The sequence below is a fragment of the Streptomyces sp. NPDC045967 genome, assembly GCF_056430495.1.
On the sequence record NZ_JBWKLE010000002.1, the window covers coordinates 374269 to 387452 of the forward strand.

General features: G+C 72.3%; 12 protein-coding genes. 7 read left to right on the top strand and 5 right to left on the bottom strand.

What is annotated here, in order from left to right; genetic code table 11:
* Positions 1-73: 73 nt before the first annotated feature.
* Positions 74-1144, bottom strand: a complete 1071-nt coding sequence (locus AC07FY_RS05390) for an FAD-dependent monooxygenase (RefSeq protein WP_479000715.1) — start codon at positions 1142-1144, stop codon at positions 74-76.
* A gap of 124 nt (positions 1145-1268) precedes the next feature.
* Between AC07FY_RS05390 and AC07FY_RS05395 the strand changes: the two genes are divergently transcribed.
* Positions 1269-1928 carry a TetR/AcrR family transcriptional regulator gene (locus AC07FY_RS05395; RefSeq protein WP_479000718.1) on the top strand — a complete coding sequence of 220 codons (660 nt, stop codon included), beginning with the start codon at positions 1269-1271 and terminating at the stop codon, positions 1926-1928.
* Between the two features lie 193 nt (positions 1929-2121).
* On the opposite strand, the gene AC07FY_RS05400 is transcribed toward AC07FY_RS05395, so the two are convergent.
* Positions 2122-3006, bottom strand: coding sequence for a LysR family transcriptional regulator (locus AC07FY_RS05400; RefSeq protein WP_479000721.1), 885 nt, complete (start codon positions 3004-3006; stop codon positions 2122-2124).
* A 95-nt stretch (positions 3007-3101) separates the two neighbouring features.
* Here AC07FY_RS05400 and AC07FY_RS05405 point away from each other — a divergent pair, with 95 nt between their 5' ends.
* The 4 genes from AC07FY_RS05405 (at position 3102) to AC07FY_RS05420 (ending at position 7345) form a co-directional block, all read left to right on the top strand.
* On the top strand, positions 3102-3806 hold the full coding sequence (locus tag AC07FY_RS05405) for a succinate dehydrogenase (RefSeq protein WP_479000724.1): 705 nt from the start codon (positions 3102-3104) through the stop codon (positions 3804-3806).
* Between the two features lie 2 nt (positions 3807-3808).
* Positions 3809-5767 carry a fumarate reductase/succinate dehydrogenase flavoprotein subunit gene (locus AC07FY_RS05410; protein ID WP_479000727.1) on the top strand — a complete coding sequence of 653 codons (1959 nt, stop codon included), beginning with the start codon at positions 3809-3811 and terminating at the stop codon, positions 5765-5767.
* Entirely contained in the window at positions 5764-6504 is a 741-nt protein-coding gene (locus AC07FY_RS05415; protein WP_479000730.1) for a succinate dehydrogenase/fumarate reductase iron-sulfur subunit, read from the top strand. Before AC07FY_RS05410 ends, AC07FY_RS05415 begins: the two co-directional genes overlap by 4 nt.
* A gap of 190 nt (positions 6505-6694) precedes the next feature.
* Complete coding sequence (locus AC07FY_RS05420) at positions 6695-7345, top strand: hypothetical protein (protein ID WP_479000733.1); 651 nt, start codon at positions 6695-6697, stop codon at positions 7343-7345.
* Between the two features lie 29 nt (positions 7346-7374).
* On the opposite strand, the gene AC07FY_RS05425 is transcribed toward AC07FY_RS05420, so the two are convergent.
* A complete protein-coding gene (locus AC07FY_RS05425; RefSeq protein ID WP_479000736.1) occupies positions 7375-9771 on the bottom strand; it encodes an excinuclease ABC subunit UvrA in 2397 nt (798 codons plus the stop codon).
* Positions 9772-9823: 52 nt separating this feature from the next.
* Positions 9824-10834: an MsnO8 family LLM class oxidoreductase gene (locus tag AC07FY_RS05430; RefSeq protein WP_479000739.1), complete on the bottom strand. Its 1011-nt coding sequence runs from the start codon at positions 10832-10834 to the stop codon at positions 9824-9826.
* 47 nt (positions 10835-10881) lie between these two features.
* On the opposite strand from AC07FY_RS05430, the gene AC07FY_RS05435 reads away from it, so the two are divergent.
* Positions 10882-11373 (top strand): phosphatase domain-containing protein, encoded by a 492-nt coding sequence (locus AC07FY_RS05435; RefSeq protein WP_479000742.1) that lies wholly within the window; start codon positions 10882-10884, stop codon positions 11371-11373.
* 16 nt (positions 11374-11389) lie between these two features.
* On the opposite strand, the gene AC07FY_RS05440 is transcribed toward AC07FY_RS05435, so the two are convergent.
* Entirely contained in the window at positions 11390-11605 is a 216-nt protein-coding gene (locus tag AC07FY_RS05440; protein WP_382648100.1) for a dodecin, read from the bottom strand.
* A gap of 166 nt (positions 11606-11771) precedes the next feature.
* Between AC07FY_RS05440 and AC07FY_RS05445 the strand changes: the two genes are divergently transcribed.
* Complete coding sequence (locus AC07FY_RS05445) at positions 11772-13034, top strand: extracellular solute-binding protein (protein WP_479000746.1); 1263 nt, start codon at positions 11772-11774, stop codon at positions 13032-13034.
* Positions 13035-13184: the final 150 nt, after the last annotated feature.

Genomic DNA, 13184 nt, shown 5'->3' on the forward strand with positions numbered 1-13184 from the left:
TGGTCCCCGCCCCGTCAGGCAGTTCCCGTCTCGTCAGGCGGTATCCCCGTCCCGCCAGGGGTTCCCCGTCTCGTCAGTCCATGCCCGCCTCCGTTCCGCGCCCCGGTTCGCGAACCGCCGCCAGCACCCGCTCCATCCGCCGGGTGGTGTCGGCCAGCAGCTCCGCTGCCACCGGCAGGCGCTCGGCCTCGTACGCGTCGAGCACACCGCCGGGTGCCGGGTCGGTGGTGGCGGCGGCGAGGGCCCGGGCGAGGGCTGCCGCGTCCTGGATCCCGGTGTTCATGCCCAGGCCGCCGGCTATCGGGTGGACGTGCGCCGCGTCCCCGGCGAGGAAGACCCGGCCCTCGCGCATGCGGGCGGCCTTGCGGACGTTGGCCCGCCATGACGAGAGCCAGCCGGCCGCCTCCAACCGGATTCCCGGCACCCCTGCGTACCGGTCGAAGAGCCGCTGGAAGCTCTCCAGCGAGGGCGGGACCGGCTGCTCCCGCTCGTCCTGCTCGGGCGCGGCCTGGAGTTGGAAGGTGTCGGTCCCCGGTATGGGGCAGAGCAGTATCCCGCCGCCGTCCGACGTGAACCACTGGTGCCAGTAGTCCCGGCTCAGCCCCGGCGCCCGCACGTCCCCGACCACCATGGAGGGCTTCTCCTCCGTCTGCCCTTCGAAGGGAATCGCGAGGAGTTCCCGGACGGTGCTGCGCCCGCCGTCGCACCCCGCGGCATAGCCGGCACGGACCGAACGGCCGTCGGCCAGCTGTGCGGTGACCCCGGTGGCGTCCTGGGAGAGCGCCACGAGTTCCGCGCCGTACTCGACGGGGACTCCGAGGCCGGCCAGGCGCTCGCGCAGAACCTGTTCGACCTGCCACTGCCCGATCAGGAGGCCCCCGCCGTCGACCGGTGTGTCCTTGATGTGAGCCCCGTCGAAGTACTTGCGCAGGATCACCTCGAAGGTGCCTACGGCGCGGACCTCTTCGAGGACGCCCAGGCGGGCGAGGACTTCCAGGCTGTCCTGGTTCAGCCCCTTGCCCCGCGACTCCCGGTGGGGTTCGCGACGGCGTTCGAGGATTCGGACGGCGATGCCGCGCAGGGCCAGCTCGCAGGCCAGGGTGAGTCCGGTGGGGCCGGAGCCCGCGATCACTACATCGGTCATCGGAAGTCCTCTCGTCGTGTCGTTGACTCAAGGAAAGCGGCTCCTCCACCAAAAAGCAACCCGGTCAAGAAAATGACCGAGAAAGAATAGTGACCGAGTAACGAAGAGGTGCTAGGGTGGGCACATGAACGAGACGACTGGACTGCGCGAGAACAAGAAGCTCCGGACCCGCCGGCGATTGGCGGCCACGGCGCTCGAACTCTTCCTGGAGCACGGCTTCGACTCCGTCTCCGTGGCGGACGTCGCCGCGGCGGCGGAGGTTTCCAAACCCACCTTGTTCCGGTACTTCCCGAGTAAGGAGGACCTCGTCCTGGACGGCTTCGCCGACCACCAGGGCGAGGCGGCGCGCATCGTGCGCGAGCGGCCCGCCGGCCAAGGCCCCGTCGGCGCCCTACGGGAGCACTTCCTGGCAGCGCTCGACCGGCGGGACCCGATCACCGGGCTCTGCGACCACCCCGCGGTCCTCGCCTTCGAACGGCTGGTCTTCTCCACCGCCAGCCTCGAGACCCGCCTCGCCCGCTACACCGCCCGCGAGGTCGAGCTGCTCGCTGCCGAGCTGGAGGGCGAATCCACTCCGCCGCTCACCGCCCGGCTGGCCGCACTGCACCTGGTGGCGACCCGCCAGGAGCTGGGCCGGGAGAACTGGCGTCGCATCGAGGCGGGGCAGAGCGCCGACGCGGCCCACCCGGCAGCCAGGGCGGACGCCGACGCCGCCTTCGGCATGCTGGCCGGCGGGCTCGACCAGGTGTTGCCCATACGTCCCGGTGCCGGGTCGGCGAGCTGAGCGGAGTTCGCCGGCAAGACGGTTCTGCCGCCCCTGCCCCTGCCCCTGCCCCTGCCTTCGCCTCGGCCCCCGTCCGCGCGGCCGTCGGCCTGGGCCGGCATCGCCGTACTCGCCGCGCTCTTCGGCCTCGCCGCCCTGGTCCGGCGCTGCGCCCCGGGGCTCGCGCTCCTGGTCCGGTCGGCCGTCCGGACCCTCAGTCTCCGCCCACCAGCATCCGCTTCAGTTCGCGCGCCGCACGCGGAGGGGCCACGTCCGTGCGGTGGGCCAGCGCGATCGTGCGGCGCAGTGGCGAGCCCGCCAGGGGTGTCGCCCGCAGGCCGGGAGTCGCACGGTCGACCACCATCGCGGGGACCACCGCCACACCCAGCCCCGCCCTGACGAAACCGAGGACGGCGTCCATCTCGCCGCCCTCCACCGTGAACACCGGCTCGAAGCCCTCCGCGCGACAGGCGGCCACCGTCAGCTCCCGCAGGTCGTAGCCGTGCCGGAACATCACCATCGGTTCGTCGCGCAGTCCGGAGATGGCCAGCGCCCCGCCCCCGCCCGGCGCCGGCAGCTCCGCGGAGGACACCACCACCAGGTCCTCCGTCAGCAGCTCCACCGTCGTCAGTGCCGGGGCCGACGGTGGCAGGGGCAGCGCGATCAGGGCCAGGTCGAGGGCGCCGCGCGCCAGTTCCCGTACGAGATCGAGCGAACCGCTCTCCTCGATCAGCAGCTCGATCCCCGGGTGTGCGCGGTGGAACGCACGGAGCACGTCCGGCAGCAGGCCCGTGCAGACGCTCGGTGTGGCGCCGAGGCGGACCCGCCCCCGCCGCAGCTGCGCCAGTTCCTGCACCTCGAGGCGGGCGGTGTCCGCGTCCGCCAGGATCCGCCGGGCCAGCGGAAGCAATGCCTCGCCCGCGTCGGTGAGCGCGATGTTGCCCCGGGCCCGACTGAACAACTCGGCGCCCAGCTCCCGCTCCAGGGCCTTGATCTGCTGGGACAGCGAAGGCTGGGCCACGTGCACCCGCTCCGCGGCGCGGGTGAAGTGCCGGGTGTCGGCGACGGCCACGAAGTAGAGGAGCTGCTGGAACTGCATGGTGACCAGAATAGCCCGAGTCATAGGGAGTACCTATGGATATCAGCCTCATCATGTCTTGGACCTTTCGGGACGTTCGTCCTTACGGTCGAGGCATGGCACTGGCAACGCGGACGGGTCGACGGCCGTCCACCACGCGCACGATCTGGGACTCGTCCGTCGGCAAGAAGTCCGTGATGGCCGTGTCCGGCTTGATCATGCTCGGCTACCTCGTCGTGCACATGCTGGGCAACCTCAAGATCTTCTTCGGGGCGGACGAGTTCAACGGCTACGCCCACTGGCTGCGCACCCTCGGCGCGCCCTTCCTGCACCACGAGTGGGCGCTGTGGATCGTCCGCGTCGCGCTGCTCGCCGCGGTCGTCGCCCACGCCGTCTGCGCGTACCAGCTCAGCCGTCGCGGCATCCGGGCCCGCCCGGTGAAGTACGCCCGCAAGCGCCGCCGGGCCGACTACGCCACCCGCACCATGCGCTGGGGCGGCATCATCCTCGGTCTGTTCATCGTCTGGCACCTGCTCGACCTGACGACCCTCACCGTCAACGAACGCGCCTGGGCCGGCCACCCGTACGAGAACGTCCTGTCGACATTCTCCACCTGGTACGGGAACACGATCTACATCGTGGCGATGACGGCCCTCGGACTGCACGTCCGGCACGGCTTCTGGAGCGCCGCCCAGACCCTCGGCGCGGGCAACGCCCGCCGCGAGCGGACGCTGAAGTTCCTGGCCAACGCCCTGGCCCTCGTCCTCTTCGCGGGATTCGTCTCCGTCCCCGTGGCCGTCATGACCGGAGTGGTGAACTGACCATGAGCGACATCGGATACGACTACACCCACTACACCACCGGTGAGCCCCTCACCGACGCCAAAGCCCCCGAAGGGCCCATCGCGGACCGCTGGGACCGCCGCCGGTTCGAGGCCAGGCTCGTCAACCCGGCCAACCGCCGCAAGCACACGGTCATCGTCGTCGGTACCGGTCTGGCCGGCGGCTCCGCCGGTGCGACGCTCGCCGAACAGGGCTACCACGTGGTCCAGTTCTGCTTCTCCGACTCCCCGCGCCGCGCCCACTCCATCGCCGCCCAGGGCGGCATCAACGCCGCCAAGAACTACCGCAACGACGGTGACTCGGTGCACCGCCTGTTCTACGACACCGTCAAGGGCGGCGACTTCCGCGCCCGCGAGTCCAACGTCCACCGCCTCGCGCAGATCTCCGTCGAGATCATCGACCAGTGCGTCGCCCAGGGAGTCCCTTTCGCGCGGGAGTACGGCGGCCTCCTCGACACCCGGTCCTTCGGCGGCGTCCAGGTCTCCCGCACCTTCTACGCCCGCGGCCAGACCGGCCAGCAGCTCCTCCTCGGCGCCTACCAGGCCCTGTCCCGGCAGATCGCCGCCGGCAACGTCGAGATGCACGCGCGCACCGAGATGCTCGACCTGATCACCGTCGACGGCGTGGCCCGCGGCATCGTGGCCCGCGACCTCGTCACCGGTGAGATCTCCACCCACTACGCCGACGCGGTGGTGCTGGCCAGCGGCGGCTACGGCAACGTCTTCTACCTCTCCACCAACGCCATGAACTCCAACGCGACCGCCGTCTGGCGGGCGCACCGGCGCGGCGCGTACTTCGCCAACCCCTGCTTCACCCAGATCCACCCCACCTGCATCCCGCGGACCGGCGACCACCAGTCCAAGCTCACCCTGATGAGCGAGTCCCTGCGCAACGACGGCCGCATCTGGGTGCCCAAGGCGAAGGGCGACAACCGGCCGGCCGCCGACATCCCCGAAGCGGAGCGGGACTACTACCTGGAGCGGATCTACCCCTCCTTCGGCAACCTCGTGCCCCGCGACATCGCCTCCCGCGCCGCCAAGAACGTCTGCGACGAGGGTCGCGGCGTCGGCCCGGGCGGCCAGGGCGTCTACCTCGACTTCGCCGACGCCATCCGCCGGATGGGCCGGGACAAGGTCGCCGAGAAGTACGGCAACCTCTTCGAGATGTACGAGCGGATCACCGCGGAGGACCCGTACGAGGTCCCCATGCGGATCTACCCCGCCGTCCACTACACGATGGGCGGCCTGTGGGTCGACTACGACCTGCAGACCACCGTCCCCGGGCTCTTCGCGATCGGCGAGGCCAACTTCTCCGACCACGGTGCGAACCGCCTCGGTGCCTCCGCCCTCATGCAGGGCCTCGCCGACGGCTACTTCGTGCTCCCCGCCACCATCAACGACTACCTGGCCCGCCACCCGCACCAGGTGACCGTGGACGACACCCACCCCGAGGCCCGCGAAGCCGTGTGGGAGACCCGGGAGCGCCTCGCGAGGCTGCTCGCCGTCGGCGGCGACCGCACCCCCGACTCCTTCCACCGCGAGATCGGCGCACTCATGTGGGAGTACTGCGGAATGGCCCGCTCCGAGGAGGGTCTGCGGAAGGCGCTCGCCCGTATTCCCGAGATACGCGAGGAGTTCTGGCGACGGGTCAAGGTGCCCGGCAGCGGCGAGGAGTTCAACCAGTCGCTGGAGAAGGCCAACCGCGTCGTCGACTACCTGGAACTCGCCGAGCTGATGTGCCTCGACGCGCTCCACCGCGCCGAGTCCTGCGGCGGCCACTTCCGCGAGGAGTCCCAGACCCCGGACGGCGAGGCCGCACGCCGTGACGAGGAGTTCTCCTACGCCGCCGCCTGGGAGTTCTCCGGCGGCGCCGCACCCGTCCTGCACAAGGAAGACCTCGTCTTCGAGTACGTCCACCCCACCCAGCGGAGCTACGCATGAAGCTCACCCTGCGCGTCTGGCGCCAGCAGAACGCCGACGCCCCCGGCGCCATGGCCTCGTACGAGGTCGACGGCATCTCGAAGGACATGTCCTTCCTGGAGATGCTCGACACCCTCAACGAGGACCTCATCCTGCGCGGAGAGGACCCGGTGGCCTTCGACCACGACTGCCGCGAGGGCATCTGCGGGGCGTGCAGCCTCGTCATCAACGGCGACGCCCACGGCCCGGAGCGCACCACCACCTGCCAGCTCCACATGCGGTCCTTCGCCGACGGCGACACCATCGACGTCGAGCCCTGGCGGGCCGCCGCCTTCCCGGTGGTCAAGGACCTCGTCGTCGACCGCGGTGCCTTCGACCGCATCATCCAGTCCGGCGGCTACATCACGGCCCCCACCGGCGCCGCCCCCGAGGCGCACGCCACGGCCGTGCCGAAGGCGGACGCCGACTTCGCGTTCGAGCACGCCGAGTGCATCGGCTGCGGCGCCTGCGTGGCGGCCTGTCCCAACGGCTCGGCGATGCTCTTCACCTCCGCCAAGATCAACCACCTCAACGTCCTCCCGCAGGGCTCTCCCGAGCGGGAATCGCGGGTCCTCGACATGGTGGCCGCGATGGACGAGGAGGGTTTCGGCGGCTGCACCCTCACCGGCGAGTGCGCCACGGCGTGTCCGAAGGGCATCCCGCTCCCGTCCATCGCCGCGATGAACAAGGAGTGGCTGCGGGCGGTCCGCAAGGGCTGACCTCCCCCCGCCGCGTCGGCCGGCCTCCCGCCGCATCCGCCGGCCGCCCCGGCCCACCGCCTGCCCCGGCCCGCCGGCCGTCCGGTCGCGTCCGCCGACCGGCTGACCCGATCCGCCGACCGGGCGCTCGTACGGGCCGTACGCCGCGCCGCGCCCCCGCGCGCTCCCCCCGGTGGGGGACAGTGCACGCATGCCACATGCCCCCGCCGGGTCCGGACCGCGCCGCCGAGCCCTCCTGGCCGCGGCTCTCGCCCCGCTGGTGGTGGCCGGCTGCTCCGGGGAGGAACCCGCGCGGCAGCCGGCATCCGGTCCGCAGGCCGCGGCCGGCGACGCCCTGGTCATGGTGATCCGGCATGCCGAGGAGCCCTACGCCGGTGACATCGGCTGGGACGAGGAGGGCGAGGACGACCCGGGCTCGCTCGCCGGCCGCGGCTGGCGACGAGCCGAGGAGCTCCCCCGGCTCTTCCCGCCCACCCGCGGCTCCTCGCTGCCCCGCCCCACCACCGTCTTCGCGGCGGGCGGCAAGGCCGCGGCGCCCGCGCGCTGCAAGCAGACCGTCGCGCCCCTGGCCACGGCGCTGCGCACCCCCGTACGCGCCGAGTTCGCCCTCGGCGCCGAGCCGGCGCTCGCGCAGGCCGCCCTGCGCGCCCCGATGCCCGTGCTCGTGTGCTGGGAGCACAGCGGCATGCCCCGCCTGGTCCGCGCCCTCGGCGCCCATCAGGTCCTGGAGGTTCCCGCCACCTGGCCCGACCGCCACGACCTCGTCTGGGTGTTCAGCCGCCGCCAGGGCCGGTGGAGCTTCCGTGAACTTCCGCAGCGCCTGCTCCCCGGGGACGCGTAGCCGGACCGGCCGGCGGGCGCCCCACAGCGCTAGGTCCCGTCGCCGAGCGCCCGCGCCAGATACGGCGCCGTGCGGCCGGGGCCCGCCGCCACCTGCTCCGGGGTGCCCGAGGCGACGATCCGGCCGCCCTCCGCGCCGCCGCCGGGCCCCAGGTCGATGACCCAGTCCGCGCCCGCCACCGCCGCCATGTCGTGCTCCACGACCACCACCGAGTGTCCCGCGTCCACGAGACCGTGCAGCCGCCCCAGCAGGACCCGTACGTCAGCGGGATGCAGACCGGTCGTCGGCTCGTCCAGCAGGTAGAGCGTGTGGTCCCGGCGCAGCCGCTGCAGCTCCGTGGCCAGCTTGATCCGCTGCGCCTCGCCACCGGACAGCTCGGTGGCCGGCTGGCCCAGCCGCAGGTAGCCCAGTCCGATGTCCTGGAGCGCCCGCAGGCTGCGCGCCGCCGCCGGGACGTCCGCGAAGAAGTCCGCCGCCGACTCCACTGTCAGCCCCAGCACCTGGGCGATGTTCAGCCCCGCGTACCGGACCTGGAGCGTCTCGGCGTTGTACCGCGCACCCGCACACTCCGGGCACGGGGCGTAGGTGCTGGGCAGGAAGAGCAGTTCCACGGAGACGAAACCCTCGCCCTGGCACCGCTCGCAGCGGCCGCCCGGCACGTTGAAGGAGAACCGTCCCGCCTTCCACCCGCGGGCCCGCGCCTCGGGTGCGGCCGTGAACAGCTTGCGCACCACGTCGAACAGTCCCGTGTAGGTGGCCAGGTTGGACCGGGGGGTGCGGCCGATCGGCTTCTGGTCCACCTCCACCAGCCGGCGTACGGGGAAGCCCGGTTCCGCCAGCCGCTCGGCGACCTCCCGGGCCAGCGCCTGTCCCACCAGCGTGGACTTGCCCGACCCCGACACCCCGGTCACCGCGGTGAACACGCCGAGCGGGAACGATACGTCCACCGCACGGAGGTTGTGCCGGTCTACCCCGGTCAGGCGCACCGCGCCGGTGGCGGTGCGGACCGGGCGGCGCGCCCCGGCCGGCTCGGGAGCGGCGAACAGGTGGCGGGCCGTCGCCGACCCCGCCACACCGGCCAGTTCCCGCGGCGGTCCGCTGTGGAGCACCTGCCCGCCGTGCTCCCCGGCCAGCGGGCCGACGTCCACCAGCCAGTCCGCGTGCCGGACCACCGCCAGGTCGTGTTCCACGACGAAGACCGTGTTCCCGGCTTCCTTCAGCCGGTCCAGTACGCCGAGCAGCGCCTCGGTGTCGGCCGGGTGCAGCCCGGCCGACGGCTCGTCCAGTACGTACACCACACCGAACAGGCCCGACCGCAGCTGTGTCGCCAGCCGCAGCCGCTGGAGCTCGCCCGCGGACAGGGTCGGCGCGGCCCGGTCCAGGCTCAGGTAGCCGAGGCCGAGCTCGACCACGGGCCCGATCCGCGCGCGCAGGTCCCGCGCGAGCACGCGCGCCGCCTCGTCGTCGAGCGGCGCGGCGGCGAGTACGCCGTCCAGGGCGGTCAGGGCCATCGCCGCCAGCTCGGCGATGCCGTACCCCGCGAAGGTCACGGCCAGGGCCTCGGGGCGCAATCGGCGTCCCCCGCAGGTCGGGCAGGGGGAGTCGGTGAGGAACCCTTCGGCGCGGGTGCGCAGGGTGGCGCTCCTGCTGTCGGAGAAGGTCCGCATCACGTAGCGGTGGGCGCTCGTGTAGGTGCCCTGGTAGGGGCGCTGGATCCGGTCGGCGTCCCGCACCGGGTGCACGGTCACCACCGGCTGCTCGTCGGTGAACAGGATCCAGTGGCGGTCCTCCGCCGGCAGCTCGCGCCACGGACGGTCGACGTCGTGGCCGAGCGCCTCCAGGATGTCGCGCAGGTTCTTGCCCTGCCAGGCGCCCGGCCAGGCGGCGATGGCGCCCTGCCGGATGGACAGCCCCGGGTCGGGGACGAGGAGTTCCTCGCTGGTGTGGTGGATCCGGCCGAGTCCGTGGCAGGAGGGGCACGCCCCGGCCGCGGTGTTGGGGGAGAAGGCGTCGGAGTCCAGCCGCTCCGCGCCGGGCGGGTAGGTGCCGGCCCGGGAGTAGAGCATGCGCAGCGAGTTGGACAGCAGGGTCACCGTCCCGACCGAGGAGCGGGATCCCGGCGTGGAGCGGCGCTGCTCCAGGGAGACCGCGGGCGGCAGCCCGGTGATGGAGTCCACCTTCGGGGCGCCGATCTGGTGGATGAGCCGGCGGGCGTACGGAGCCACGGACTCGAAGTACCGGCGCTGCGCCTCGGCGTAGATCGTGCCGAAGGCGAGCGAGCTCTTGCCGGATCCGGAGACCCCCGTGAACACGGTCAGGGCGTCGCGCGGGATGTCCACGTCGACGCCGCGCAGGTTGTGCTCCCTGGCACCCCGGACGCGCACGCGCGCATCGGGGGCGGGCGGGAGATCCGCGGACTGGTGCATTCCGCCGATTTTAGGCCCGCACCACGCACGGGGTCCGCACGGCCCACGTGCCTCAGGAGCCCTCGGCGGTGGCCGGCAAGCCCGCGATCCGGGCCAGCCTGCGGTGGGAGTCCAGCAGCGCCGCCCGGTCGTAGGTGGAGGTGGTGACCAGCAGCTCGTCCGCTCCGGTCAGCTCGGCCGCCTCGGCGAGCTGCGCCGCGACCTGCTCCTCCGTCCCGTGCACGTGCCCGGCGAGGGCGCCCTCGTACAGCTCCCGCTCCTTCGGGGTCATCGCCAGGGCCTCGACCTCCTCGGCCGGCCGCAGCGGGGGGAAGCTGCCCCGGGTGCGGGAGTGGGCGACGGCCCAGGCCTCGGGGAGGAGGATCCGCCGGGCCTCCTCGGTGGTGGCGGCCACCGCCACCGTCCCGGAGACCACCACGTACGGCTGCGCGCCCCACGCCGAGGGGCGGAACTCCCTGCGGTAGGCCGCCACCACGTCCAGCACCCGTCCGCGCGTCCGCAGGTCGCCCACCACCAGCGGCAGGCCCGCCCGGGCGGCGATCCCGGCGCCCTCGCCCGTGGCCAGCACGTACGCCGGGATGCGCAGGCCCTCGGCCGGGCGGGCGTGCACCTGCGGATGGGCGCGCTGGGTGCCGTCGAGCCAGCCCAGCAGCTCGGCCAGCTGCTCCTCGAACCGGTCGGCGTCCCCGGTGTCGCGCCCCAGCGCCCGCCGGATGCCGCCGGTGAAGCCGACCGAACGGCCCAGTCCCATGTCGATGCGGCCCGGGAAGAGCGCCTCCAGAACGCCGAACTGCTCCGCGACCACCAGGGGCTGGTGGTTGGGCAGCATGACCCCGCCCGTGCCGACGCGGATCCGCCGGGTGGCCGCCGCCACGGCCGCGGCCAGCACGGTCGGCGCGGATCCCGCGACGCCGGGCACGCTGTGGTGCTCCGAGACCCAGAAGCGGTGGTAGCCGAGCTGCTCGGCCGTCCGGGCGAGGTGCACGGTGTCCCGCAGGGCCTCGGCGGCCGGGTGGCCCTCGCGGGTGCGCGAGCGGTCGAGGAGGGAGAGTTTTCGGATCACACAGGTCTCAACACCGAGGGCGCCGGTGGATTCCCTAGGGTTGCGGGATGACCGAGAACACGCGCAGGGCGCTGGCCGTCTTCGACATCGACAACACCCTGGCGGACACCGCCCACCGCCAGCACTTCCTCGAGCGCCGCCCCCGCGACTGGACGGGCTTCTTCGGCGCGGCGCCGGCCGACCCGCCGATGGCGCGCGGGGTGGCCATGGCGGTGGAGAGCGCGGCCGACTGCGAGGTGGTCTACCTGACCGGGCGCCCGGAGCGGTGCCGGGCGGACACGGTGGACTGGCTCACCCGGCACGGCCTGCCCGAGGGGCGGGTGTGGATGCGGGGGAACCAGGACCGGCGTCCGGCCCGGACGACCAAGCTGGAGGCGCTGAAGCGGATCGCCCGGGGTCGCGAGGTGCGCGTGCTCGTGGACGACGACGAGCTCGTCTGCCAGGCCGCCCGCGCCGCCGGATTCCGGGTCGTGCTGGCGGACTGGGCGGCGGAGGCCCCGGAGCTCAAGTCCGCCCAGGAGGGTGAGGGGCGGACCTGAGCACGGGGTGCGGGGATCAGTCCTCGCCGTCGAGGCGGAAGCCGACCTTGAGCCCCACCTGGTAGTGGGCGATGGCTCCGTTCTCGATGTGGCCGCGCACCTGGACGACTTCGAACCAGTCGAGGTTGCGCACGGTCTGGCCCGCACGGGCGATCCCGTTGCGGATGGCCTGATCGATGCCCTCGTGGGAGGTGCCGACGATTTCGGTCACCCGGTACGTGTGGTTGGACATGGGGTCTCCCGGACGCTGGGTGGCTTTTGCCTCGTCCTACGGTGCCCCAGTAAGTCCGGCTTCGCGAACTTTGAGTGAACAGTCCTGAGCGAAATGCCCTTGACCCGCCCATTGGTCTATGCCAATTTCAAGCCATCCGAGATCCGTCCCCAGAAGGTGACCTTTCGTGAAGATGCGCTTGCTTGCCCTCTGTACCGCCCTCGCCGCCGCGACCGCCCTGACGGGATGCGGCCAATCGGGTGACCCGGTGGGAGGCTCGCGGAAGGTGACCCTCTGGCTGATGAAGGGCAGCGCCTCCGAGGACTTCATCGGCAGGTTCACCGCCTCCTTCGAACAGGAGCACCCCGGGGTCGACCTGGACGTCAGGATCCAGGAGTGGACGGGCATCGGCGAGAAGGTCAACGCCGTGCTGGAGGGCAGGAGCAAGGAGAGCGCCGACGTCATCGAGGTCGGCAACACCCAGGTCGCGCAGTACGTCGAGACCGGCGGCATCGAGGAGCTCACCCTCGAAGGGCTGCGCTCATGGGGCAGCAAGGACTGGCTCCGGGGCCTGTCCGAACCGGGAAGCGTCAACGGCGCCCAGTACGGGGTGCCCTGGTACGCCGCGAACCGGGTGGTGATCTACAACAAGGACCTCTTCGCGAACGCCGGGATCAAGGGCACCCCGAAGAACCGCGCGGAGTGGATCCAGACCACCCAGAGACTCGACCGCGCCGACCAGCAGGGCATCTACCTGGCCGGACAGAACTGGTACGTCCTGGCCGGCTTCATCTGGGACGAGGGCGGTGAACTCGCGGTCGAGGCCAGCGGCAAGTGGGTCGGCAGCCTCGACGACGAGAAGGCTCTGGCCGGCATGGAGTTCTACAAGCAGCTCCAGGCACTCGGCGACGGCCCCAAGGACGCGGACGAGGAGACGCCCCCGCAGTCGGAGGTCTTCGCCCGGGGCCGGATCGCCCAGATCATCGCCCCGCCCGGTCAGGCCGCGGCGATCGAGGCCGCCAACCCCGCGCTCAAGGGCAAGCTCGGCTACTTCCCGATACCCGGCAAGACCTCCGACAAGGCCGGCGCCGTGTTCACCGGCGGATCGGACCTGATCATCCCGGAGCGCACGGGACACCGGAAGGAGGCGGTCGACGTCATCACGGCGCTGGTCAGCGAGAGATGGCAGACCGAACTGGCCCGCAACATGAGCTACGTACCGAACAAGACCACCCTCGCGCACCTGGTCGAGGGCAATGAGGGCGTCGCCGCCATGGCCGTCGGGGCCGCCCAGGGCAGAGCCACCCCCAAGTCGGCCCGCTGGGCGGAGGTCGAGGCGGACAACCCCATCAAGCCCTTCATGACGGCCGTCCTGAACGGGCAGGACCCCAAGGAGGCCGCGCGGACGGCCTCCGCGACCATCAGCACCGTCCTCAGCGCCGACCGCTGATCCCCCGGGAGCCGTCGACGCACCGCCCCGGGGCCGCCGCGCCCCTCGCCGTCCCGCTCCCTCGGCGCCACCGGCGAGTTCAGCGTCCGCACATCCGCGTGCCGTTGAGCGGTCATGTCGAATCCAGCCGGTCACGGAAGAAGTAGAGGA